The sequence below is a fragment of the Leisingera sp. M527 genome, assembly GCF_025141525.1.
In the GTDB taxonomy this organism is placed as follows: Bacteria; Pseudomonadota; Alphaproteobacteria; order Rhodobacterales; family Rhodobacteraceae; genus Leisingera.
The window spans coordinates 3,244,097-3,268,177 of sequence record NZ_CP081037.1; the positions used below are offsets into that span (position 1 = coordinate 3,244,097).

Sequence of the window (24,081 nt, forward strand, 5' to 3'; positions counted from 1 at the left end):
AGGTAAGTTGTGTGATGGAGCGCCGCTCTATCGTTGTGTCATGGAACAGGAGCACGACAAGATACGCGCAGAGATGGAGCAGTATCGGGCGGCATGCCGCGCCGCATGTCGGTCACTCCGCCCGCGATCCAAACGCGTACTCCCGCCGGGAGGGCGATCATCGCCCCTCCAGCTCCTGAAGAAGCCGGGCCAGCTTCTCGGGATCCTCTGTGGAGGGGACAAGGAGACGGCGCCCGTTCCTCCGCACGATCTCGAGTTGGAAATCGTCGGCTCCAGGCTGTGCGACTGGTGTTGGCGCGGGCGTCCCAGGCGAAAGCGTCAACGGGAACTTGCCGGTATTGCTGCCGCCATATCGTCAAAAGAGAGCGAGATACACCATGCCGCCGCGCTGTCGCCCCCACCTGGCGATGCCCCACGAATCTTTCCTCCACAATCCGGATTTTGTTGGCATCGCTCCAGTGCCGCCGACGCGGCGTATCCGCAGCAGTAAGGACTTCAATCTCAGGTCTGAACTTTTGGTCGGCCATAAGTTCGGACTTATAACCAGCGCCGAAATCTCGTCAGACAGCCTCCGCCAGAGGCATACCAATCTCGCGCCCTGATGGATGGTAGTTTTGAGTTCCTTCACTTCCTGGAAAATTCAAAAATCCAGTTCAGTGAGTTGGTACAGACATCAGCGGAGATATAGGGCGCTGACATTGCCGAGAAGGAAGACGATACAGAATCGTGGGGGCTTGATCTGCTTCAGCTTCAGGATCTCCTTCGCATCGAATACCCAGCCTCCGAAGGACATAATACGAACAGCAAATGTGTTTTACATCTGATCGGTATGATGATCGAGCATCGCCTATATGGAACCGATGGCCCACTGGCAATTGGAGACATATAGATAGCCTTGAGGCCAGCACATGTATCGCAGTTGACCTACTCTGCGGACTTTTGTCAGAGAGCCATTTTTCACCTGGCCTAACCCTTCGAAGGAGGCGTGATAGGGTTCGCCGTGTTGGTCGCGGCGTGTGCAGAGCGCACCACCTTGACGTCGGTAGCAAGACACAACTTCAAAGACTTCTCATACCTTAGGCGCGAGCTCTGTGGCGTGCAATTCAACTTTAAGTCCACCCTCACGTTCCTCAAAGTTTCGGCGGAGCAAGTTCAAGAGTTTTCCATTCTGAATTTCTAGCGCCTTCGCAAGCGACTTAAACCACAGTTCGTCTTCTTGCAGCACTTTCATATGCAGTTGGCCTGTGCACACAGACTTTGGCCTGCCGCGCTGAGACCTAGCCTCTGGGGAAGATAGCACCTTCACCTCCGCGGATCTCTCATACCTTGGTTGTTCAGCAACCAACACAAGGACCGCTTTGGTAACCTCTTGAACAAGAGCCGAGAATTGATCGCCTGAGAGACGGTATTCAGCCATATGGAATCTTCCGAATTGTGTACCTAGGTGAAACGCTTGCTCAAAGCACCTCCGCAAAAGGCAAATCTCCGTTCCTTCCTAGTGTTCACATTATACCTCATGGCCACAAGGCTTATGTTGCCTGCCTTGTCTCAGAATGACACACGAAAGATTCGCCCCATTGCAGAGAGCACTGGCTGTTGTCGTTCGACGACGCAGACTTGCTAACAATATGTCTCAAGAGGAGTTGGCTCACAGAGCCGGACGGAGCATGCGCTACATCTCTTTACTAGAGAACTGTCGTATTCAGCCAACGCTTGATACGCTCATTCGAATTAGCACGGCACTTGGAGTTCCATTGAGCCAAGTTATTTTGGAAGCAGAGAAAGAGGTTGGCAACTAGAAACACTCACTTTGGAGACTCGTGCGCAGCCTATCGACGAGTCGCTAAACTGATTGCCAGCTACCATTCACTCAATGTACCCGGCATGATCCCAGATGCCGCGCAATGATGCGTTCTGCTAGCAGAAAACTGAAGCAACTATCCTTGGTAAGGTGTAGAACTAGGATAGCTAAATGCAAGAACTCACGCCATCTTGACCACAATTGAACCGAAACCTGTCCAATTACAGACATCCACTGATTCCAGATCAGAAATAGTTGATGCTTTACATAAAGTTATGGCGGAGACGAAGGGAGCCCTGTAACACACTTAAGCTATTGATAATATTGTGTAATAAAAATAAACAGCGAGATTAAACCACGATTTATACCACGGAACTCAAGAAAACTCGATTCACGCGCGCACCTTATAACCTAGGCTCAGGACTCGTTCTTGTTTCATAACCAGAAGATGACGGTTGCAGCGAGAGCGATGGCAGACAAGAACACCTTTGGACATCGGTCGTATCGGGTTGCAACCCGACGCCAGTCCTTGAGCCTGCCGAACATGATCTCGATGCGGTTGCGCCGTTTGTATCGGCGCTTGTCGTATCTGATGGATGTCTTTCGTTGCTTTCGGCCAGGGATGCAGGCGCGTATCCCTTTGTCTTTCAACGCGCCTCTGAACCAATCAGTGTCGTATCCGCGGTCCCCCAGCAACCAGTCGACGTCCGGCAGGCTGCTCACCAATGCCCGAGCGCCGATGTAATCGCTGACCTGACCGGCAGTGACAAAGAAGCTGATCGGTCGCCCTCGGCTGTCGCAGATTGCGTGCAGCTTGGTGTTCATCCCGCCCTTGGTTCGGCCTATCAGGCGTCCGCGCCCCCTTTTTGACGCCCATACTGGTCGCTGTCCGGTGGGCCTTGAGGTAAGTCGCATCGATCATCGCGGTCTTCTCTTCGCCGTGTTCCGCCGCCAAGCCTGCCATGATCCGCGCAAAGACACCTTTTTCGCTCCACCGCTTCCAGCGATTGTACAGCGTCTTGTGCGGACCGTACTCCTTGGGCACGTCCCGCCACCGCAAGCCATTGCGATTGATAAAGATAATCCCGCTCAGGACACGCCGGTCATCAACGCGCGGCCTGCCGTGGGACTTTGGAAAAAAGGGGTCCAGACGGGCCATCTGCAGGTCATCCAGCCAGTAGAGGTCGCTCATGTCACCGCTCGATTTTCGACCTGTGAATCATGTCGAAAGGCTGAAATCAATGGGTCCTGACCTTAGTGCGAAAAAAACGCACGCCCTGCCGCGCAAAAGGCAACAATACAAAAAACTAGGCAACAATTGAAGTTGACGTGCAACTTATCAGATGTATTATGCAACAAACACTGATGAACGGGGAACGTGTGGAACACTTCAAGATCATTCAGGCCCTCTGCCGCTCCGCCCTCGGGCAGGAAAACCCAGCAATTCGCAAGCAAGTTGAGAGATTGAGGGACGCATTACGCGAAGAAGGGATGTCCAAAGAGGCATCGCAGCTTAGCCGCATACTTACTAATGCCGAACGTACGGTTGAGATGAAGCCCAGCCGAATAACCAAGTCGAAAAGCGCGGCACCAGGAGAGACTCTTACACCGGCCACAAAGCCACCGGTTGACCGCGAGACCGGCGCGGTGCTCGCTTCAATCACCTTTCCGACCGATACGACAGATGCACCACCCATCCTTCCTGAGGCTATACAAGGAGCGATCAACTCGCTGCTGGAGGAGTGGCGCCACATTGATGCACTGAGCGATATCGGTATTGCCCCCCCTAAGACGTGCTTGATCTATGGCGCACCTGGAACAGGAAAGACGCGCCTGGCACATTGGCTTGCCAATCAATTGGGCTTGCCAGTTTTACTTGCGCGCATTGATGGCTTAGTTTCTTCGTTTCTCGGCACCACGGCTCGAAACATTGGAAATCTATTTGCGTTTGCAAATCGCTATCAGTGCGTTCTCTTGTTGGATGAGTTTGATGCAATTGCGAAACTTCGTGATGACCCTCAGGAGGTTGGAGAAATCAAACGGGTGGTGAACTCTCTGCTCCAAAATTTGGACGAACGAAATGATGTTGGCATTACAATGGGAATCACAAACCACCCGCGACTACTTGATCCGGCTGTCTGGCGGAGATTCGAAGTTCAATTAGAAATGCCATCCCCTGACTTTGAAGTACGCATTGAAATTGCAAGAAGCTTCATGGCACCAGTTGATGCCCCTGAGAGCCACGTGAAGTTACTGGCATGGTTTACGGAAGGAGCGACGGGAGCAGAAATTGAGACACTCGTGCGCACCTACAAGAAATCTTTCGCAATTAACAAAGACAACGACCGGCGCCTTCTTGAAACGCTGCAGCATTTCGCGACCCTTAACAGCGCACGTATCAACTCAGAACGTAGGGAACTACTCTTCCAAAGAGGCAACCTATTTAAGGCGCTGCATAGCGATGAACAATTGAACATGTCGTTTGAAGACATTGGGCAAGTCGCTGGTGTAAACAAATCCACAATTAGTCGAAGCATTCATAGAAGCAACATCTCCAACAAAGGTTAAATAAGGAAGTTTATATTGGCCAGCCCGATCCAAATCGTTTTGAACCAAGAGAATTTCGAGGAAGTGCGAGACAAGTCCCCTGGGGGCTCGAAAACTGATTTTTTTGCTTATCGGGATCAAGAGTTCTCGTCTCACAAGCAAAACATCCTCTCGCAACTTGCTTCAATTTCTAGCGTTCTATCCAAGCAGGAAACTGGGGATACTGGCTTTATTAAGGTCGTTCTGAGAAAAGCCGCCTGGGCTAAGTCTCATAGGCCCTTTGCGGCACTGCTTAAACCTGAACGTATACCTTTGGTAGGCGGTGGCGATTTAGGTGAGCTTTTGCTTGAGGCGACACCTCAGAGATTGTCTCAGGTCGCCCAAGCAGTTTCGAAAGCTGAAACTAACACGCTTGAAAAGTACGATCCGAATAAGCGAAAGGAAGTGCCAAACCCGTCAAGCTTCAAAAGCGAGGTCGGCGCGATTTCCAAGATCGAACTGTTTTCGCATTCTGACAAGCGGGACTTTACAGTGTCAGAAGCCATTGCTTGGCTCTCCAACCCAATGACTGGCTCCAGCTACCACATTGATCTCTTTGAAATTCCAGCACCAAGGGCGGAGTGGGACTTACTACATCCATCAAAAAGGCGTCTCTTTACTTCATTCTTCGAAGGGCTTTCAGCTGTCGGGCCAGGACTAGATGTTCGCAGGTTGCGTATGACCGGAGAGGAGCCTCCACTGCTCTCATTCAGGCTTGGGCAATCTGAGCAAATGTCACCTTTTCGAATTTCGTCTTCAGTTCCGTCGGGAGATCGACAGCGGTCCAAAGAGTTGGCGCCGTTCGACGATGATGCAAGCAAGCATGCCGCTTTACTGGAGTTTCTGGACAATCACCCTCTCGTCCGGCGTGTAGAGTTACCCCCTATCATTTCTCGAACTGTCTCACCATTGCGGCGCAATACTCCTTCTGGAGTCGATGTAGAGAGTGGCTCGAAATTTGACTTGCCTCCTATAGAAGCCGACAGGAGCTATCCGGTAGTCGGCATTATCGATGGTGGCATCGGAGACCACCTTGCCCCCTGGACACTTGACAAGTGGGATGTGCTCGCTGAAGTGGATTCAGACCTTGACCATGGGACTTTCATTGGCGGGCTGACCGTGGCAGGCAATGCACTCAATGGACCTGATGTCTGCCCAGAACGCGATGGCGTGGCATTGGTCGATATCGCAGTACTTCCTAACGAAGCGGTTGTTGGCTCATTTGAGAATTACTACCCAAACGGTCTGACGGATTTCTTCGACGAAATTGAGCAGGCTGTCGGAGATACCAGCGCACAGCACGGCGCTCGCGTGTTCAACATGAGCTTAAATATCCAAAGGCCTGCTACACCAAGCCGATATGAACGCTTCGCTTCAATTCTGGATGGAATTGCCGAAGAACACAACGCGCTTTTCGTGCTATCTGCAGGAAATACCGACCCTCATTCAACAAGAGCGGAATGGTCAACAGACAGCACCCAAGCCGCTGTTGACTTGAGCTCTGCTAGGAACGACGGACTACTTATGCCTGCGGAGAGTATTCGCAATGTTGCGGTTGCAGCACTCAACCCTCCCGGCTTGGACAACATTGTACCATATGCGCCAGCGAATTACTCTTGCAGGGGGCCAGGCGTGCGTGCGGGTGTAAAGCCGGATCTAGCTCAAATCGGAGGCTCCGGGACTCCGCACCACACATTTGGGCACGGGTTATCGTCCATTAAGCCTGACGGGGTAATAGTTGATGGTTGCGGCACGAGTTATGCTGCCCCACTCGTAGCGAAAACTGCGGCCATTTTGGACCACAACATTGAAGGAGATGTTTCTCGAGAAACGCTTGTTGCGCTCCTATTACATCATGCAAGCATACCTGATGCGTTGGACGAAAAGGCCCTTCGCCCACTAGCCAGGGACCTCGTGGGATTTGGTATGACTGCGCCGGCTGATGAAATCCTTCAGGGCAACGATCACCAGATTACCTTAGTCTTCGCCTCTCGAATTCAAAAGGAACAACAGATTGAATTTGGCTTCGCTTGGCCCGCGTCCCTCGTCCTCCCTGGGGGGAAGTGTAGAGGGAAAGCAAAGCTAACTGTTGTTTCAACTCCACCTCTGGATTCGAGATTTGGTTCCGAATTCGTACGTGTCAACTTGAACGCAACCCTGCAGCAGGAAGAGCCAAAGGCAGATGGCACATCGGGTTGGCTGGGACGACTTGATCCTATCTATTCAGCCAAAGACATTGAAGGGCACAGAATTGAAGCCGAAAGAATCAAGCATGATCTAAAGTGGAGCCCAGTAAAAGGTTTCGAGAAAACCATGCCTCGAGGAAAAGGCAAGTCCTCGAACTGGCGCCTATTTGTGGAATACCTAACCCGTTCAAGCCAAGAGATACCGGATGAAGGAATTCCGTTTACTGCTGTCTTGACCATTAGCGACCCAGACAAGAAGGCATTTGTCTTCGATGAAATGCGACAAACCTTGCAATCGACGGGTGTTCAGATTGCGGACATCAGAACAGCTGCGAGAATTGCATCTCGGATTTAAGACATAATCACCTGGTAGGGCTATGGTAGGATTGCAAGGTGATCTCCACGTAGCCCAATCCGCTTAAATGTATCTCCATTTTTATAGTAAGGTGGTGGCTGTTTCTCCCCGTGAGATTTGGCTCACCTTTGTCGCTCTAAAGATGATCCTAATCGCTTTCTGCATGTTCATTCGGGTAGGAACTTCCGGGACAAACCAAGCATTCCACCTTGCAACCCTGAGCGGATCGTCACAGGTTTCACCAAGGCGTGACAGAAAGGTCGATTCATGGGTGTCGGCTGATCGGTGTCGATCCAAAGACAGTCCGGCGTGAACGCCCGCCGGACTGCCCCGAAATCCGCAAAGAGATGCATGAGATCGCCGGAAAGCGGCGTCGGTTTGGTTACCGGCGGATCGGCGTTCTGCTGGAGCGCAAAGGCATGATCATGAACCACAAGAAACTGTATCGGCTCTATCGAGAGGAAGGGCTGTCTGTGAAGCGACGGCACGGCCGCAAGCGGGCGCGTGGATCTCGCACGCCGATGCCTGGGGCTGCGTGTCCGAATGCTCGATGGTCGCTGGACTTCTTGTCGGACAGCTTTGGGGCTTCGCGCAAGTTCCGGATACTGGCCGTGATCGATGATTGCAGCCGTGAAAACCTGTGTCTGGTGGCAGACACCAGCATCTCGGGCGCACGAGTGGCCCGCGAATTGGATGCGCTGGTACGGGTCTATGGAAAGCCGGGCAGCATTGTCAGCGATAATGGGACTGAGTTCACCAGCCGCGCCATCCTGAAGTGGGCCGACCAGAACGATGTGCCCTGGCACTACATTGACCCCGGAAAGCCGCAGCAGAATGCCTTCATTGAGTCATTCAACGGCAGCCTGCGCGACGAACTTCTGAACGAGGAGATCTTCGACACCCTGGATGACGCCCGGAGAAAGCTGGCGCTCTGGCGCTATGATTACAACGCCGTCAGGCCGCATTCTTCTTTGGGAAACCAGACACCGCTGCAAGCGCGTCGGGCGCTTGAGCAATTTGAGGGCTTCGCGCACGCCGCGCTTGCCAAATCTGAGACCGACAATTACCAAAATCAAACCCGCAGACTCTCCCTATGAGCGAGGGACCGGCGGGGGGCAGGTCAATAGCCTTTGCTTCCAATCTCTTTTGTGTGGGCATGGGGTTCACTCCGTTATTTGAAACGCTCAGCGTTTCATTCAAAAAAAATTTGGGCTGGGTAAGCGATCGCTTACCCCTGCCGAGCGGCGAGCGTGAAAGGATGGGGGTGAAGAAAAATCGACAGGGGGGGGCGCGGCCCGCAGCGTAGCGAGGACACGGACCTGTCTATTTTACTTCAGGGGGAAGGAAGTCAAAACTCCTTTCCTCCTCAATATCAATGACATGGCTCGGAACATCGCGCCTTCTCTACTTTTCAAATCATTTGGTCTGAATTGCATCTTGCAAGCACTCCCCGTGCTGCTCAAAATGACATGAACCTCAAGTTAGAGGACGAAAAATGCCCGACTTGACACTTGATCTGCCGGACGAACTGTATGATCGCTTTTGCGAGATGGCTGCGACATTCGACGTCTCCGCTGAAACACTGGTGCGGCAAACAATTACACTCAAGGTTGGTTGCAACCCCTCATCCAACTGCAGCCCAATTTCGACCAACTTTCTGAGCCAGTTTACAGATGAAGTTCTGGCGGTCGCCGACAATGAACCTGTTTATCTCATCGACGCAGACAAGCAGAAGTATGTTTTGCTTTCCATCGATTACCATGATCGGATCCTAACACCAGGACCATCAGAGAGCTGAGATATCTACCGTGTTTGATCGGTCAACACCTGGTCACAACGATAGCATGGGCAAAGAGCGTGTAGACGCCAAATATTGGAACGCTCTTTGCCCATGCGATTTCAGCAGAGCCGCCGTTCAAACAAAGCGCGGCGGATTCAACGAGAGAGCCCACAGCCGACAAGCAGATTTTTCGCTTCGCTCGCTCGCAGCAACAAAATCGCCGCGACTGCATCATTTCCCGCTCCGTCGCGCGGCGTGAAAACCAGCCGTTCAAGCATATTGCAGCAATATCTGTCGCCCGAAATCACTGGTCGCGGGGTCATCTGTCTTTTGTTACTTCAGCGCCCATTCACGCAGAGTGCCTTTGCATCTGCAGCGGTGAATTCGCAACGAAACCGCGGAGTCACGGAAGCTCCTATTCAGGAAAGCGCGTTTTGACAGCCCCCTAAGCTATACTGCGCTGCCTCTGCGACCAGTTGCGGTGGGGTAAACCCTGAGTGGTTGAAACTCAAGCACTGCCCGTTTTGCTCGACTCCAGAACACAATCTGGCAGAGCTAGGGCGATACAAACGGCCTGAGCCAAACGCTGACCAAAGAGCCGGGTGCGCACACTCGAACTCAATTTTCAGGATACCTAAGTATGTGAATAACGCTTTACGCGGGCTGGCCGCTCCAAGCTCTGAGCCTCATTCTATGGCAATGCTACGAATGGCCGTTTTGGCGACTTGTTCGAACACGGAACGGTCGTTTGACGACGATGCGACGATCATGCCCCCTTCGAGGGCGGCAACAATGAGGCTTGCAACATCTTCCGCATCCCTGACCTTGTGCTTGGAGAACAGGGCGGTGAGCCAGGCCCTGTTCATCTCGAAGAAGGCCTTGGTTCGCTGATTGACATTTTCTGGTAGACCGATGGCTTCCGCCCCCATGATAGCGCAGAGGCAAATCGATTCATTCAGCACAAGTGCATTTGAATAGAGCCCGACAAAGCTGTCTATGGCAGTTTGCAGATTGTCCGGATCAATCTTGTCCAAATCTTCCTTGAACCGTTCAGCATAGCGGGCGACGAGCGCCTCCCCAAGATCATGCTTGGTGGGGAAGTGGTAGTGAACGCTGGCGCTTTTGATTCCCACATCGTTGGCCAGATCGCGGAAACTCATCTCCGAGAAGCCAGCGCTTCGCACCCTTTTTTCAGCAGCAGCAAGAATTTTTTCTTTCATTGTCAGTGGCATGACGGCCTCCAGTCTATCAATCGGTAGATATCAGTTGACAGGCGGAAAATCAATTCCTAGCTTTACTCTACCTACCGATAGATAGCTTTCAAGAAAGGAACTCTCCCAATGGCTACCGGAAACAAACAAAAGCGCGTCTTGCTGGTCATGTCCTCCGTTGACGAAATGGGGATCTCGGGCAAGCAGACCGGCACCTGGTTCGAAGAGGTTGCAACCCCGTACTATATCCTGACAGAAGCAGGCTATGAGGTTGTCTTTGCATCGCCTGCTGGCGGCAATGCGCCCATTGATCTCCTGTCCATGAAGGCCCCGTTCACCACCGAAAACACTGACCGTTTCTTCAGCGATCCGGTTGCGATGTTCGCGGTTCAGAACACCCGCAAGCTGCGCGAGATTGACTATTCGACCTTCGATGCGCTTTTCGTGCCGGGCGGCTACGGCCTGATCTGGGATCTGGCTTCGGACAGCTACACCATCAAGATGATCCGCGACTTCTACGAATCCGACCGGCCTGTTGCGATGGTCTGCCACGCGCCGGCCATCCTGCGGGACATCAAGAAATCCGACGGCTCCTACCTGGTTGATGGCGTCAGCCTGACCGGCTTCAAGAACGACGAAGACAGCGAGATCGAGCTTCTTCATCACCTGCTGTTCTCGCTGGAAGACGAGTTGAAGCGCCGTGGCGCCAACTATGTCAGCAAGGCCAACTGGGAAGCCAATGTGGTCGAGGATGGCGCCCTGATGACCGGCCAGAGCCCGGCGTCGGCACCCCCGCTCGCGGAAGCGCTCAAGCAGCGCCTGTCTGCCTGACGCCGGCTGCCGGGGCGGGCACTTGTCCGCCCCGGCAACTCGAAACGGAGAAGACCCATGCCCGCCAAGCTTCAACCCATCGACAGTGTCGAGATCCTGGTGCTGATCGATAACCAGACGGACAGCCTGTCCAGTGTGCCCGAGGGGTTCACCCATGAATGGGTCAATCTGCACAATGCCGGGATGGAGCAGATTTCGGGCGCCGGTCAATGCTGTGCCAATCACGGTCTGGCGCTGATCATCACGGCCAAACGCGGCGATACGGAGCATACATTGCTCTTTGACGCCGGCCCCGTTGATTTTGCCGTCGGGTTCAATGCATCGCGCCTGGGCAAGTCCTTTGCCTCCATCGAGGCCATCGCGCTGTCGCATGGGCACTGGGACCATGCGGGCGGCATTCCTGCGGCCATCGACCTGATCCGCAAGGATGGCCAGACCGGTGATCTGCCGGTTTATCTGCATCCCGGCATGTTCCGCAAACGCGCTTTTCCGCTCTCGTCTGGAGAGCTGATCGAAATCCGCGAAATCGCCACGCCCGAAGAACTGGCTGCGCAGGGGGCAACACCCGTTGTCACCGATCAGCCGCTCAGCGTGCTGGACGAAATGTTCTATGTCTCGGGAGAAATTCCCCGCATCACGGATTACGAGGCCGGGTTTCCGGGCCATGTCCGCCGCACCGAGGACGGCACGGGGTGGGAAGACGACCCGCTGCTCATGGACGAGCGCTATGTCGCGGTAAACATCGCAGGCAAGGGGCTGGTTGTGTTTTCGGCCTGTTCGCATGCGGGCATCGTCAATGTCCTTCATGCCGCCCGAAGAGACTTCCCCGGCGTGCCAATCCACGGCCTGACCGGCGGCTTCCACCTTGCCGGCGGCAACGAAAAGATCATCGGCCAGACCGTCGCCGACTTTGCGCAATTCGACATCGACCTGATCATGCCAGGCCACTGTACCGGATGGCGCGCGACTAACGCGCTGGAACGCCAATACGGCGAGCGTGTCGTGCCAATTGCCGTCGGCATGAAGATCAATCTCTGAGAAAGGAACAAGACATGGAAATCAATGCAAACTTTGATGAACGTGCGGTTGTCCATTCGGAAAATGAACCCTGGATTGCCTCACCGATGAAAGGCGTCGACCGCCGGATGCTGGATCGGATCGGCGATGAGGTTGCACGGGCAACAACAATTGTCCGCTATGCGCCGGGCAGCGCCTTTTCGGCCCATACCCATACCGGGGGCGAGGAGTTTCTGGTGCTCGACGGCGTCTTTCAGGACGAACACGGGGATTTTCCCGTTGGCACCTACGTGCGCAATCCGCCGACCACGTCGCACACACCTAGCGCGGCGGACGGCGCAACCATCCTTGTCAAGCTTTGGCAGTTCGACCCCGAAGACCGCACCCAGCTGACGATCGACACAACAGCTGAGGAACCGCGCCCTGTCGCGGAGGGCCTGTCCGAAATCCCGCTTTTCGAGGATTCCCGTGAACGGGTCCGGATCGAGCTGTGGAGCCCAGAGGAAGAAGTCAACGTGACCGGGCACAAGGGTTTTGAAGCACTGGTGATCGAAGGCAGCTTCACCGAAGGCGGCGAACTGTTCGGGATAAACAGCTGGCTGCGTTTGCCGCCGGGAATGGCGCTGAATGCCAAGGCCGGGTCCGAGGGCGCGCGCCTGTGGGTCAAATCCGGCCATCTGGCGGAACCGCCGATCATCCCTGCAAAAGGATAGGACTATGGCCAAACCTCTTGCAATCGTCGCTGGTGCCGGTCCCGGGCTTGGACAGGCACTGGTTTCCTCCTTTGGCCGGAACGGGTATTCGGCCTTTGGCCTGAACCGCACGGTGCCGCAAGGCGCAGGATCCACACTTGCTGTTGATCTGACCGATCCGCGCCGAAGCAGGTCCAAGCTAAGGGACATGATCTGCACCCATGGCGCGCCCAAGCTTGTGGTTCACAACACGGCAAAACTTGTCATTTCGCCATTCGAGGACACGAGCAATGACGAATTCGAGGCAACCTGGCGCGCGATGGTCTTATCCGCTGTCAATCTGGCGCGCAGTGTATTGCCTGCAATGGCCGGGACCGGCGGCGGAACGTTCATCGTCTCCGGTGCCACTGCGAGCCTGCGCGGCGGCAGGAACTTTGCAGCCTTCGCTTCAGCCAAGGCGGCCTTGCGGGCGTTGACCCAGTCTCTGGCCCGGGAATATGGGCCCAAGGGCGTCCATGTCGTGCATGTGATCCTGGACGGGATCGTCGACACAGAGGCCAGCCGGGATCTGCACAGCATGGATCCGTCACGGATGATGCAACCGGAAGACATCGCAGAGACCTATCTCGCGCTCGCCCGCCAGCCAAAATCCACCTGGACCCACGAACTGGATCTCAGACCCATGGGGGAGGCATTCTGATGCAAACGGACATTCTCATCGTGGGCGGCGGCCTGTCCGGCCTCGCCCTCGCAGACCACCTGACGCGCAAGGGCGCAGATTTCCTTCTGGTCGAGGCGCAGGACCGCCTCGGCGGGCGCATCCTGACCAAAGAGCTGTCGGGTGGAAAATTCGACCTTGGCCCGGCCTGGTTCTGGCCCGGCCAGCCGCGTATGGCGGCCCTGGCGCGGCGTTTCGATATCCCGGTCTTCCCGCAGTATTCAACCGGCGATCAGATGTATCAGGACCGGTCCGGCGCGGTCCAGCGGGCGCGCGGCTTTGCGTCCATGGAAGGGTCCTACCGGCTTGCCGGCGGCATGGGGGCCTTAATCAGTGCGCTGGCCGGATCACTGGATGCAGGGCGTATCCTGACGCAAGCCAGGCTTGAAACCGTTCAGCATTCCCCTGGCAGCATCACGGCGCATCTTGATCAGAATGGCGCATCTTTGACCGTGAAAGCCAAGAAAATCATGCTGGCCATCCCGCCCCGGGTCATTGCGGATACCGTCAGCTTTGAGCCGGCGCTTGATGAAGCTCAAAGCCGGTCCTTGAAGAATGTCCCGACTTGGATGGCCGGCCAGGCCAAGATCCTCGCCGTCTATGATCAGCCTCATTGGCGCAATGCCGGTCTCTCGGGCGATGCGATGAGCCACCGTGGTCCCATGGCCGAAATCCACGATGCCTCCGCGATGGAAGGCGGGCCTTATGCGCTGTTCGGTTTTGTCGGCGTCTCTGCGGAGGCGCGCGCAGCGCAGCGGGATGACATGATGGACCAGGCCCTGGCCCAGCTCACAGCGATGTTTGGCCCCAAAATGGCGCACCCCCTTGATCTGGTTCTGCAGGACTGGGCGGCGGTCCCGGAAATCGCGCGAGCTCAGGACCGCGTGCCATCAGGATACCATCCCAGCTACGGCTTGCCTTCAAGTCTCAGAAGCCTAGCGGCGCACGGCATGCATTTCTGTTCAACCGAGACCGCACGCGGGTTCGGCGGGTTCCTTGAAGGCGCACTGGAAGCTGCAGAACAAACTGCAAAAACTGCAGTGCTATCGATGGAAGCTGATGGCTGACCTCTTGGGCATGCTCATCTTGGCTTTTCAGCATCTGCAGCTTCGCCCCAGGGGCCGGAAGTATTAATGGTGCTTGCGGTAGAGGCGCCTGCTGCTCTTGAAATGCCGCGGATCCTGGCTCTTCGTCGCTCCAGAGACGCTCAACCGGCTTGCGCCTTGTCTCTGGTGCGGCTGGCTTTTGCAGTAAGGAGCTCTGCCAGCGGTCCACGGCAGCAAAACGATCCTGCGGCAGCCAAGTCTGCTGAGGCTACCGGCAAGACAGTTAACAACAGGCCGCAGGCCGTCTGATATCGCAAAAAACGGAGCGTAAGCCCGGCGGCCTGACAGGTCCGGTGATCCGCTGCCCCCGCCCGAATACCGGTTCACTGCAATCTACTGTTCCCGTCCCACGGCAACAGTTCTGGCCCCAGTTTTGGGTTCAAGGAATAGCCAGGAACAAGTTTTCTCCATCGCTGCCGCGCAGCAAAACGCGAGGACTCCTGCCATCGCCCCAAAAAATCGGCCACACATCCCAACCGGAAATGTAACGCCGTTTGGTCTCCTCAATCCGATTGGGGCAACCGGCAGCTTAGTGGCTTTGAAGGATGAGAAACATCAGGCATGTGACCCAGGGGTGGGTGCAAGGTCAGCATTACAGTTAGGTTCCGCCTGTGTTCCCACATCGGAGAGCCGAGGCAATATTTCCGCCGCGGCTCTCTCAATGGATAATCAGGAAGTTGCCATGTGGTCGCGCAGAGCTTCAGCCAGCGGCGGAGCCGAGGCGGGGCTTTGGCCGGTCATCAGCATGCCATCAACAACGACATTTGCTTCCCAGTTTGCCTTGCTGATGTAATTTGCACCACGGCCCTTTAGTTCGTCCTCAAGTGAGAACAGCAGGTGATGCAGCAGCTCGATCTCTGTGTCTTCGGCGTTTTTGAAACCCGTCAAGCTGACACCGTCGACCAAATACTTGCCGTCTGACGTTTTGACGTCCCGGAGCAAAGCCGGCGCGTGGCAAACCATCGCAACAGGCCGGTTGGTCTCGTAGAAGTCCCGGATCATCTTGACGACATAGGAATCCGAGGCCAGATCCCAAAGAAGACCGTAACCGCCGGGGAAAAACACCGCGTCGAAAGTGTCATAGTTGATTTCACGCAGCTTTATGGTGTTTCGCGCCGCAAACATAGCAACCGGGTCCTTGAGGAAGCGCCCGGTGTGCTCGGTGGTAAAAGGCTCCTTCATGCTGAGCAGGTCAATCGGGGCTTCACCGCCTTTAGGCGACGCGAAAACAACCTCGTAACCAGCTTCGGTCAGGATGTAGTAGGGGGCGGCAAGCTCGGTGAACCAGGTTCCTGTCTGTTTGCCGCTTATCCCCATTTGATCGACCGATGACATCACGAGCAGAACACGCTTTTGCTTGTTACCTGTTATGACCTCGCGGCCCTGTCTGGAATTTGCGCTGTCCGATGCCAGCGCAAATGAATTCATCAAGACAAGGCCTGCCGCGGCAGTTGCGGAACCCAGGAAGGTCCGGCGTGTAGTAGAGAGTTTCATAGCTTAAGCTCCAAAGTGAATACTATCTATCGTTAGGTAGATTAATATGTAGGCTGCTTGGAAGATGTCAATGCGCCCGGCTGCCAGAAAGTACCCTGTTCCGACGTCGAACCAGCTTCAGATCAAGGCCGGCATCGGATAGGCAGCTGATCTTCCCGATTCTGCCGGAGAGGCGGCTGCAGGTATTCGAACGCAGCGCAGGATTGCTCTACTATGCCATGGTTCTTCCCCTACTTTTCAAAGTCCCGGGCGCTGTATACCTATCGATTGATAGATAGACGTTGACAAGCCGGGGTCTTTGCGGCTATCATGCAACCTATCGATAGATAGTCACGGGCGAAACCCTCAGCTGGCAATCGAAACTAAACGAATATGGAGACCAAGATGAGCGACGGAACACTCTACACGCGCCTCGGTGGCTATGATGCGATACGTGCGGTTGTCGACAACCTGCTTCCTCGGCTGCAAGCTGACGAGTTACTCGGGCGCTTCTGGCAAAATCGTGGTGCAGATGGAATTGCACGGGAAAAACAGTTGCTGGTTGATTTTCTGGCGAATGTTTCCGGCGGGCCAATGTACTATACTGGCCGCGGCATGGTTCGCGCACACAAAGGAATGGGAATTTCCGAGGCTGACTGGACTGTCTTTGTTGGACATCTGAAGGCGACCTTGAAAGCATTCAATCTGCCTGAGAAGGAATTCAACGACGTCGTCGGCTTTATCGAAAGCCTCAAAGAAGAAATTCTTGTTTGAAGGCTATCCGATACGGTCGGTATCCTGAACTCTGTACGCAAGGTGTGTCGCCTATAGGGTCTAGGTCGGCCTTGTTGCGCAAATCTGTTGAGGGTCGGCCTTGCCCTTTCCCGGAATGGACTTACTCTACGGGCCGCGTAACTGGTAGGCCAAGTGCCGTGTATCCGTTCAGCACGGCGATACGCACCTGGGCTCAGCGATCTGGCGCTCGAAGTCTCGAGCCATGAGGGATCGATTGCAAAACGACTAATAGTGAGTTGATGCTCCGAAACGACTCTGTTGCGCAAATCGGGTGATGGCCGAGGTTCCCCTTTCCCCGGACGGACTTATCCCACAGCGTCCGTGACGGGTATGCCGAGCGCGGTGTATCCGTTCAGGACGGCGATGCGGACCTGGAGTTCCGCGACCTGACGGTCAAAGTCCCGCGCCATAAGGCGCTGCCCCAGCAACTTCACACAGTGCATCTTCGTCTCGACGCGGCTTCGGCGGTGGTATCCGCTCCATCGTCGCCAGAGCGCGCGGCCCAGGTATTTCGCCGCGCGCAGGGCCTCGTTTCGCGCCACGGCTCCGGCGGTGATGGTCTTCCATGGCTTTGCGTTCTTGCGTGGCGGGATGACGGCGTGGGCGCCACGGTCAGCAATGGCGTCGTGGCATTTTCGTGTATCATAGGCGCCGTCAGCCGTGACACTGCCGATCTGCTGGCCCGCCGGGATCTGGTTGAGCAGGCCGGGTAAAACCGGTGCATCGCCGATGTGGCTCCCGGTGACCTCGACTGCGCGAACCTCCAGTGTCTCCTCGTCGATCCCGAGATGGATTTTGCGCCAGACGCGCCGTTTGGGTCCACCATGCTTGCGGGCGTGCCACTCGCCTTCGCCCTCGACCTTGATACCCGTGCTGTCGATCAGCAGGTGCAGCGGCCTCTTGGAGCCGCGATACGGGATGTTCTCGGCCAGGGTCTTCTGGCGCCGGGACAGGGTGCTGAAGTCGGGCACCGTCCAGTCGAGGCCAACCAGCCGCAGCAGGCTCTCGACGAACCCGGTCGTCTGCCGGAGCGCCATGCCGAACAACACCTTCATGGAAAGGCAGGTCTGGATGGCGGCATCGCTGCAGGTCTGCTGCCGGCCACGTCTGCCAGTCGGCGCGGCCTCCCAGCTCATATCGGGGTCGAACCAGATCGTCAGCGAGCCCCGGCGCTTGAGCGCTTCATTGTAGGCTGGCCAGTTCCTAGTCTTGTAGGACGGGGGTGTAGGTCTGCTCATACATCTCAGCTACCACGCTGGATCCATGAGATGAATCCCACACGGGATTTGCGCAACAGAGCCAGTCTTTGCCGAAACCGATTTGGAGAGGGTATTTTCTTACAGCATTTCATATGTCGAGTATTCGCATCCCTCCAGCCAGATCACCCAACAGGCATGACCGCCTTGTCCCGCGTCTGGATTGTCGGCGAGGGCTGCGGCGAACGTGCGGTCTCGGTTCGGGTCAAATCGACACCCGCGAACGACCGCTTCGACGACATGCGCTGCATCGCAACCATGGGCGCGCTGCGTGCGCGAATGGATGCTGCGTCAGCAATGGCCAAAATTCCAATGTCGGGTTTGTCCCGCGTCTTTCGAGTTCATGATCCGCGCAGCGATCGGCAGCAGTCGCCGTCATACTGCACCGTAGCGGTTTGACGCCTGCCCTTCTTTGAGCACAGCGTTCATGATCACGATGAGCTTGCGCATGATGGCGGTTAGGATCACCTTTGATGGCTTTCCGCGCGCTTTCAGTTTGGCGGCGAAGTCACGGATTGCCGGGTTGCTACGCAGGGCCGAAAGCGCGGCCATATAAAGACTGACTCTAACGTCCTTCCGCCCACCCGCGACATGGCGATGGCCCTGATATGTGCCAGAATCCTTTGCGTATGGGGCCAGTCCCACCATGGCCGCCGCTTCGCCTTTGGTCAGTGCCCCCAGTTCCGGCAGGTATGCCAGACAGGCGGATGCTGTCTTGGGGCCAATGCCCTTGATGGATTGCATCAGCTCGGCTTTGCGTTTGAATGCAGGAGTGGTGGCAACCAGCTCCGCGATCCGTTTGTCCAGCCCCTCCATCTCGCGCGTCATGGAACGGACATGCCGTTGCAAGGACAGCCGCACAGTTTTGACCGTCGCATGTTCAAGGCGGTTCTGTTCCACACGCAGAATTTTCGCCAGATCGTCGCGGCGACGGCGCAAGGCTCTCAGTTCGTCAGCCACTGGGTCGGTCGGTTGCCAGAGACGCAGCCCATCTGACTTCTGCGCAAACAGCGCTAGCATCCGCGCGTCGATGGCGTCTGTCTTGGAAACGAGGCCAAGGAAACGCGCGAAGTTGCGGGTACGGGTGCCGTGTGCGCGATGGACCGGCAAATTGGCGTCTGCACAACAGGCCAGGACATGCCGCTCATAGCCGCCAGACGCTTCGCAAATGGCGAAAGATTTTTCCAGATTGCTAATCTGTCGAAGTAGCTTCTTGATCGCCTTTGGGGTGTTGTCGATGACAAGCTGCCGATCTTCTGGCATCAGATGTATCGTCAGGCTAGCCTTTGAAACTTCGAATGCAATGATGTGCTCATGCGCGGATTGAGTTGAAATGCTCATGTTGGTATCCTGATCCTTGATTATGTGCGGCCGCGAAGGCCCTTCTACCGTTCGGATGGCCGGACATATGGCGTGGCGGGTGGCGAGATATTTTACGACCGTAATGCCACCAGCTTCAGGTCTTCCTAGGGGTCGCCCGCCCGCCACCAGTCCCCCGGATGGCCACCCGGAAAACCGACCGCCTCCAATCTGACACAGGCCAAATCAACGGCAATGACAAACACATAATCTAGGGGCTGTCTGCCCCCGTGCCTGGCGGCACTCCCCCGAGGATGCATTTTGGGAAGATGAAGAGGCTTTCATCATCGGCACGCCATCGAGGTTTGCGAGCACTGATCACCCTTCAAAGCTACTGACTAATTCAACACCTCTATGTGCTTAGGACCTCATTTCATAACCTCGCAGGCTCTCGATCAATTTCGCAGCCTGTCGGCACGGTCTTTCATGCGCTGTACCTTTTCCCCTGCAGCGGTGGAAGGGCGGGCATCTCTTGCAGATGTTTGCGATTGCGGTGCCTCCGGCCCAGTATTCAACCTTCGGTTCGTGTCACTTGCCGTGCTCAAAGAAGGGCGTCTAGGTTGCTGCAAGTTGTGTTGTGGCGAAAGCCTCCTGACTCCTCCGCCAACCGCCGAAGCAGCCCAGCCCGCCTGCAGGTTGCCAGAAATCATCGGCACAATGAACGGGATTGCCACGACCATTGCGAGCGAGAGTATTACAACTGCCAGGAACGGAATCGTCGCGCCGACCTGCTCGATGGAATCTGCCGACCCAATCTCGCTAACCAATAGGCTAACCAGACCGAAGACCATCGAGAAAATCCCGGCCACTACAACCGGATAAAGGGCAAAACTCGCCAGAGAAGATAACCAACGATGGAAATAGTCCTGAGTGACCGAGAAGATCGAGCACAGTATCATGACGGGAGCGATGCCGATCAGGAACGTTATCATCATCTTTGCCAGCACGAGCACAGCACCTGCCGCACCGCCGACTACGGCCAAAAGAGCCATAAAAAATACACCCATCACAGCCTTGCTAACCGCACCCATATGCGAGGTAGCCGAATTGCCATACTCGGCCAACCTGTCCAGTTGGAGATCAAAGCGGGCGGCAAAATACTCCGGTCCCGCCCCATTCTTTCCGGTAACGGATCCAATTAGGCTTCCCGCAAGGTGGTCCAGACCGTCAATCAGGTTTCCGCTGACGAAGTTGAAATTCGCCCAATTTAGCGCAAATGCGTCTATCAGACCGATCTTAAACAACAGAACCAGCATCTCCCTACCGTCCATCGGCCGGACTTGCCAAGCCATATTGATGAACAGGGCAATGATCGCAATTGTTGCGGCCCCGACGATCATCGTGCCGAAAACCTCTGCAATGGCTGCGAATTGGGACGTCGCCACGGTTTCAAGGCCTTGGTCGGCTGCCTCCACAATAAATGAAACGATTCCCATTATTCCGCCTCTTGGCAGCGGGAGCGCAACCGATCCCGAAGATCGAAGATGATCGGGAAGTATTCTTCCGCCGACCATGCGATGTGCAGGCTGTCGGAGCTGGTCGGGGCGGCAAAGCCCAACTCCTCGAATTCATCCTCGATGGTCGCCCAGTCGGGCCAAAGGCTCTCACAATCGCAAGTGTCGGCTGCTAGCGCCATCTGATGCCGTCGGAGGCTGTAAAGATCATTCGCGGCAACCGAGCGCCAAGCGTCACGAAAGCCCGTGAAGGTCAGGCTCTCCGGTCGCGTGCGAATTGGACAGCCATAGCGATCCGCAGCACCCGGCCCAATGGCGGTCGAGAAACCGGCCTGCTCAGAATGGGTCGGCGCGGCTGTGGCAATCACAACAATAACTGCAAGGTAATTCATTTCTGAGACCTCCATTTACTCAACCCTAGTGGGTAATTGGTCGACATGGGGAAGATCGAGATCCGGTGCGGCACTCAGCCAGCCCTGGATCGCCGCAAGGTTGCCATGCTCGCTCAGCACGATCTCAAGCCCGTTGCGGAAGCCCTTCGGGCACTGATTGGCATAGCGCCTGGCCTGCGCGCCCAACTCGAAGGCGTAGCTGTCTTCCCAGATCGCGCCACTGCGGATCAGCACACCTATGCGTTCCAGCGCATCGAAGGCGCGATCATTGCCCGGTCGCCAGGTCAGCCAAGGATTTACCGGGAAACGCGGTTTAGTGCCGAAGCGCATGATTGTCCTCCATATCTTCGGTTAATGCGTCCCGAGGTGCTTCTTCGCCCTCCGCGCGTGTTCCATACTCTCGTTGAGCCGCCCGGATTCCGGCATCCAACCGTTCAAGGCTTCGACCAATGAGAGCTGCGATCTCAGCAAAGCGATCATTGAGCCGCGCAACCCATCCAGTTCCGTCCGCCTGTCCTGTCCGGAGGCGGTCAATTCCTGTGCGGATGCCCTGGAGGCTTCCGCCAACTGCTCGACGTAGCTCAGCAATTCGCGTTCTAGTGGCGTCAGACCGTCCATCGCTCACTCCTTCGGGATCATCAGGCAATCCACGGGCTCCCCTGCCAGCGAACAGCGGGTCAGCGTCGCCCGGTCGCTGCGCGGGATCAGAAACGTCGCCTCCGGTCGCTCGATCACCCTGAGCCCTAACGTGTTCAGATTGGGCATCAGCCAGGTCATCACCGTCCAGGTCGAAACCCCGGTGCTGATCATCAGGCAGCAGGCCACCAGCATCGGCCACATCAGCGCCTTCCATTCCGGTCGCGCTGCGTTCGCGCTCTGTCTCATGAGGTGCTTCCTCACGCGCAGCAGGTAGCCTTCCGTATCGGTCTTGATTGTAGCCAGCGCGCTTTCGGCAATGGTCTTCAAATCGCTCCTGAAGCTCTGCAGCTGTGCGTCGACCGAGGCGGCGTTCTCCAACCTGATGCGCTCCAGGTCCGCGTTCAGTTTTTCGCTCAGCCGTTGCTTCGGCTCTCCAGTCTTCATGGAAAATCTCTCCTTTCAGGCGAAACCGTTCTTCGGTCTCGGGATCTTTGACGGTCAGGTAATTCTTGCCCGCACGGGGCACCTCGAAGCCTGCATCGTTAAGCGCAGCGATCAGTCCGGCGCGATCCTCAATCAGCCCCAGGGAAATCTGGTCGCCGATCCAGGCATGGAGCCCGTCGCGCCCGGCGGCGCGGTCGGGCGCCTCGAACACCGGCTTGACCTCGGCCGCGCGCTCCACGTCCATGGGATCGGCCCAGCCGTGGGTCTTGTTCATCAGGTCGCGCAGGCTGTCGAAGGCGCGCTCATAGCCGGGCGGGGCGATGTTGAGGCTGCGCCCGCCGTACAGCTCCATGCGCGGCGTGCAGAAATGCAGCTCGACGCGATCCTCATGGGTGTGGCGCACCCAGAGGCAGGCATAGCGGTCGACATCGAGGCCGGCGAAGGCGATCTCCTCGAAACAGTCGATCACTTCCTGCTGCTGGTCCTCGGTCGGAGCGTCCTCGCGGGCGAAGCTGACAACACCGGCGCGATAGGTCCATTGGTGCGGGCAAGCGTCGATCAGGTCGATCATGCAATGGGGATCGCCGCGCACGACCTCCGGCAGTGGCGCACGCGTCACGGTCACGGGCTGGCCGGAGGCATCGCGGATCAGGTCGCGATGGCCGTCATAGGCGAGCACGGTGCAGGCGGTCAGGTATTCGACCGGCCCCGCACCGCCGCCTTTGCCGTTGGAGAAGAACTTGATCAGCATCCGGGCGGCCTCCGGTGCTGTGCAAGGGCTTCCGCCAACCTCCGCTCGATGCCGACCAACGCCGCCGCCACGCGCAGGGCCTCGACCTCGCTGGCCCGGCCCGCGCGGGTCGCCGTGTTGAGCCACCGCGCGATCTGGTTGAGGTTCCCGCCATAGCGAGACACAGCCAGAACCAGCGAGGGATCGGCACGAGGCGCGGGCTTACGCCGACGTGCCTGCGCGCGCCAAAGGGCCTCGCGCAGAAGTTCGGCGGCGGACAGGCCTGCCGCTTCGGCCTTGGCTCGAAGTGCGGCCTTCTCCTGCGCCGTGCACCGAAAAACGAAGGTTTCCGTACGCGACTCCTTGGCACGGGCTCGCCCCGTGGCGGTGGGGTTCGAAGGGGAGGCTTGCCACCCCTCGCAAGGCCCCGTGTCAGAAGCGTCAGCGTATGACATGGGTCGCCTTGCTCTTTGCTCAGATCCTGCCATTTCACGCAGTCCTTCCCACACTGGGAATTAACGCCAATTCTTCGATTTGTTGAATTTGGTTGTGCAGGTCAGAGCTACCAAATTGAGCTGGCCAAGTGGCAGGCAGCCAATAACCACGCCTACCATTGTGCTGCACTTCGCTTAGAAGACGCCTAAGCTCCAGACGACCAGACTTTGCCAGCCGGTCATCCCATTCACGCTCAAACACGCTTCCGCCGCCAGGAACAAAGACTACAGGTGAAGCTTTATGCATGGCACCTTCCGAACCTGTTCTTTTATTTTTCTTTATACTCTTTGAGTGACATTCCTGTCGCCGTTTCTGCGACAACGATGTCACCTCGTTGCGACGCTTCTGCCATGGTTCGACAATTGAAAGGGTGACAGCACCGTCATCCTTGCGCCCTGTGCATTGCCGTTTGATCTGTTCAGAAATCTCTATGGATTCATCAGTCACGTGGTAGTTGGTAGAACGAGTGCGCCCGTTTCCGCGATCAGTATGAAACCACCCAAGCCGTTCCAAGCTGTTAACCGCACGCTGGACGGTTCGAGGCTCCACACATATGTCACGCGCAATCGTAGCGACCGCTGGGTTAATCTGGCCAGTTTTCCAATTCAAACGAACATTGATGAAATATGCTGCGATTGCCTTTTCAGTACCTGTAAGAGCAGGGCTGGCAAACAACGCCTTGTGCCATTGAATACGGACGGCTTTGAAACTTTCGAGGTCGGTCATTTTCCGTGCTCGCCTTTCAGCAAAGTATCCAGCAA

23 protein-coding genes and 1 pseudogene are annotated in these 24,081 nt (G+C 56.3%); 11 read left to right on the forward strand and 13 right to left on the reverse strand.

Going from position 1 to position 24,081, the window contains the following annotated elements:
- Nucleotides 1–38: 38 nt before the first annotated feature.
- Nucleotides 39–527: a transposase gene (locus K3555_RS16040; protein ID WP_260008552.1), complete on the reverse strand. Its 489-nt coding sequence runs from the start codon at nucleotides 525–527 to the stop codon at nucleotides 39–41.
- A gap of 542 nt (nucleotides 528–1,069) precedes the next feature.
- Nucleotides 1,070–1,417: a hypothetical protein gene (locus K3555_RS16045; RefSeq protein WP_260006242.1), complete on the reverse strand. Its 348-nt coding sequence runs from the start codon at nucleotides 1,415–1,417 to the stop codon at nucleotides 1,070–1,072.
- Nucleotides 1,418–1,628: 211 nt separating this feature from the next.
- On the opposite strand from K3555_RS16045, the gene K3555_RS16050 reads away from it, so the two are divergent.
- Nucleotides 1,629–1,799 (forward strand): helix-turn-helix domain-containing protein, encoded by a 171-nt coding sequence (locus tag K3555_RS16050; RefSeq protein WP_260008553.1) that lies wholly within the window; start codon nucleotides 1,629–1,631, stop codon nucleotides 1,797–1,799.
- A 437-nt stretch (nucleotides 1,800–2,236) separates the two neighbouring features.
- Here the strand turns inward: K3555_RS16050 and K3555_RS16055 are convergent.
- Nucleotides 2,237–2,993, reverse strand: a protein-coding gene (locus tag K3555_RS16055; RefSeq protein WP_260006243.1) for an IS5 family transposase whose coding sequence is annotated in 2 segments (ribosomal slippage) — nucleotides 2,237–2,663 and nucleotides 2,662–2,993 — 759 coding nt in all. Because the reading frame shifts where the segments join, the coding sequence is not laid out codon by codon here.
- Nucleotides 2,994–3,151: 158 nt separating this feature from the next.
- On the opposite strand from K3555_RS16055, the gene K3555_RS16060 reads away from it, so the two are divergent.
- The 4 genes and pseudogenes from K3555_RS16060 to K3555_RS16075 all read left to right on the forward strand — a co-directional run bounded on the left by K3555_RS16060 (nucleotide 3,152) and on the right by K3555_RS16075 (nucleotide 8,726).
- Nucleotides 3,152–4,369, forward strand: coding sequence for an ATP-binding protein (locus K3555_RS16060; protein WP_260006244.1), 1,218 nt, complete (start codon nucleotides 3,152–3,154; stop codon nucleotides 4,367–4,369).
- 15 nt (nucleotides 4,370–4,384) lie between these two features.
- Nucleotides 4,385–6,928 (forward strand): S8 family peptidase, encoded by a 2,544-nt coding sequence (locus tag K3555_RS16065; protein ID WP_260006245.1) that lies wholly within the window; start codon nucleotides 4,385–4,387, stop codon nucleotides 6,926–6,928.
- A gap of 272 nt (nucleotides 6,929–7,200) precedes the next feature.
- A pseudogene (locus tag K3555_RS16070) lies at nucleotides 7,201–8,025 on the forward strand (IS3 family transposase); the annotation flags it as partial.
- A 398-nt stretch (nucleotides 8,026–8,423) separates the two neighbouring features.
- The gene (locus tag K3555_RS16075) at nucleotides 8,424–8,726 is read left to right on the forward strand and encodes a hypothetical protein (RefSeq protein WP_260006246.1); all 303 of its coding nucleotides are present in this window, start codon (nucleotides 8,424–8,426) and stop codon (nucleotides 8,724–8,726) included.
- A gap of 668 nt (nucleotides 8,727–9,394) precedes the next feature.
- On the opposite strand, the gene K3555_RS16080 is transcribed toward K3555_RS16075, so the two are convergent.
- On the reverse strand, nucleotides 9,395–9,940 hold the full coding sequence (locus K3555_RS16080; RefSeq protein ID WP_260006247.1) for a TetR/AcrR family transcriptional regulator: 546 nt from the start codon (nucleotides 9,938–9,940) through the stop codon (nucleotides 9,395–9,397).
- A gap of 108 nt (nucleotides 9,941–10,048) precedes the next feature.
- On the opposite strand from K3555_RS16080, the gene K3555_RS16085 reads away from it, so the two are divergent.
- The 5 genes from K3555_RS16085 to K3555_RS16105 are packed head-to-tail and all read left to right on the forward strand — an operon-like array spanning nucleotide 10,049 to nucleotide 14,244.
- A complete protein-coding gene (locus tag K3555_RS16085; protein ID WP_260006248.1) occupies nucleotides 10,049–10,750 on the forward strand; it encodes a type 1 glutamine amidotransferase domain-containing protein in 702 nt (233 codons plus the stop codon).
- A 57-nt stretch (nucleotides 10,751–10,807) separates the two neighbouring features.
- Entirely contained in the window at nucleotides 10,808–11,788 is a 981-nt protein-coding gene (locus K3555_RS16090; RefSeq protein ID WP_260006249.1) for an MBL fold metallo-hydrolase, read from the forward strand.
- A 14-nt stretch (nucleotides 11,789–11,802) separates the two neighbouring features.
- Nucleotides 11,803–12,480: a cupin domain-containing protein gene (locus K3555_RS16095; RefSeq protein ID WP_260006250.1), complete on the forward strand. Its 678-nt coding sequence runs from the start codon at nucleotides 11,803–11,805 to the stop codon at nucleotides 12,478–12,480.
- A gap of 4 nt (nucleotides 12,481–12,484) precedes the next feature.
- Nucleotides 12,485–13,159, forward strand: a complete 675-nt coding sequence (locus K3555_RS16100) for an SDR family NAD(P)-dependent oxidoreductase (protein WP_260006251.1) — start codon at nucleotides 12,485–12,487, stop codon at nucleotides 13,157–13,159.
- Complete coding sequence (locus tag K3555_RS16105; protein ID WP_260006253.1) at nucleotides 13,159–14,244, forward strand: FAD-dependent oxidoreductase; 1,086 nt, start codon at nucleotides 13,159–13,161, stop codon at nucleotides 14,242–14,244. The genes K3555_RS16100 and K3555_RS16105 overlap by 1 nt, the downstream gene beginning before the upstream one ends.
- Before the next feature lie 708 nt (nucleotides 14,245–14,952).
- Here K3555_RS16105 and K3555_RS16110 read toward each other — a convergent pair.
- Entirely contained in the window at nucleotides 14,953–15,777 is an 825-nt protein-coding gene (locus K3555_RS16110; protein WP_260006255.1) for a type 1 glutamine amidotransferase domain-containing protein, read from the reverse strand.
- Between the two features lie 384 nt (nucleotides 15,778–16,161).
- Here K3555_RS16110 and K3555_RS16115 point away from each other — a divergent pair, with 384 nt between their 5' ends.
- Nucleotides 16,162–16,530 (forward strand): group 1 truncated hemoglobin, encoded by a 369-nt coding sequence (locus K3555_RS16115; protein WP_260006256.1) that lies wholly within the window; start codon nucleotides 16,162–16,164, stop codon nucleotides 16,528–16,530.
- Nucleotides 16,531–16,856: 326 nt separating this feature from the next.
- On the opposite strand, the gene K3555_RS16125 is transcribed toward K3555_RS16115, so the two are convergent.
- The 8 genes from K3555_RS16125 to K3555_RS16160 all read right to left on the reverse strand — a co-directional run bounded on the left by K3555_RS16125 (nucleotide 16,857) and on the right by K3555_RS16160 (nucleotide 24,046).
- Nucleotides 16,857–17,789, reverse strand: coding sequence for an IS5 family transposase (locus tag K3555_RS16125; RefSeq protein ID WP_260006257.1), 933 nt, complete (start codon nucleotides 17,787–17,789; stop codon nucleotides 16,857–16,859).
- Nucleotides 17,790–18,182: 393 nt separating this feature from the next.
- Complete coding sequence (locus K3555_RS16130; RefSeq protein WP_260006258.1) at nucleotides 18,183–19,148, reverse strand: transposase; 966 nt, start codon at nucleotides 19,146–19,148, stop codon at nucleotides 18,183–18,185.
- A gap of 413 nt (nucleotides 19,149–19,561) precedes the next feature.
- Nucleotides 19,562–20,602, reverse strand: a complete 1,041-nt coding sequence (locus K3555_RS16135) for a type IV secretion system protein (protein WP_260006259.1) — start codon at nucleotides 20,600–20,602, stop codon at nucleotides 19,562–19,564.
- Nucleotides 20,602–21,012 (reverse strand): hypothetical protein, encoded by a 411-nt coding sequence (locus K3555_RS16140; protein WP_260006260.1) that lies wholly within the window; start codon nucleotides 21,010–21,012, stop codon nucleotides 20,602–20,604. Before K3555_RS16140 ends, K3555_RS16135 begins: the two co-directional genes overlap by 1 nt.
- A gap of 15 nt (nucleotides 21,013–21,027) precedes the next feature.
- Nucleotides 21,028–21,342, reverse strand: a complete 315-nt coding sequence (locus K3555_RS16145) for a hypothetical protein (protein ID WP_260006261.1) — start codon at nucleotides 21,340–21,342, stop codon at nucleotides 21,028–21,030.
- Nucleotides 21,326–22,846: a relaxase/mobilization nuclease domain-containing protein gene (locus K3555_RS16150; protein WP_260006262.1), complete on the reverse strand. Its 1,521-nt coding sequence runs from the start codon at nucleotides 22,844–22,846 to the stop codon at nucleotides 21,326–21,328. Before K3555_RS16150 ends, K3555_RS16145 begins: the two co-directional genes overlap by 17 nt.
- A complete protein-coding gene (locus tag K3555_RS16155) occupies nucleotides 22,840–23,313 on the reverse strand; it encodes a plasmid mobilization protein (RefSeq protein WP_311199989.1) in 474 nt (157 codons plus the stop codon). Before K3555_RS16155 ends, K3555_RS16150 begins: the two co-directional genes overlap by 7 nt.
- Before the next feature lies 1 nt (nucleotide 23,314).
- The gene (locus tag K3555_RS16160) at nucleotides 23,315–24,046 is read right to left on the reverse strand and encodes a helix-turn-helix domain-containing protein (protein ID WP_260006264.1); all 732 of its coding nucleotides are present in this window, start codon (nucleotides 24,044–24,046) and stop codon (nucleotides 23,315–23,317) included.
- Nucleotides 24,047–24,081: the final 35 nt, after the last annotated feature.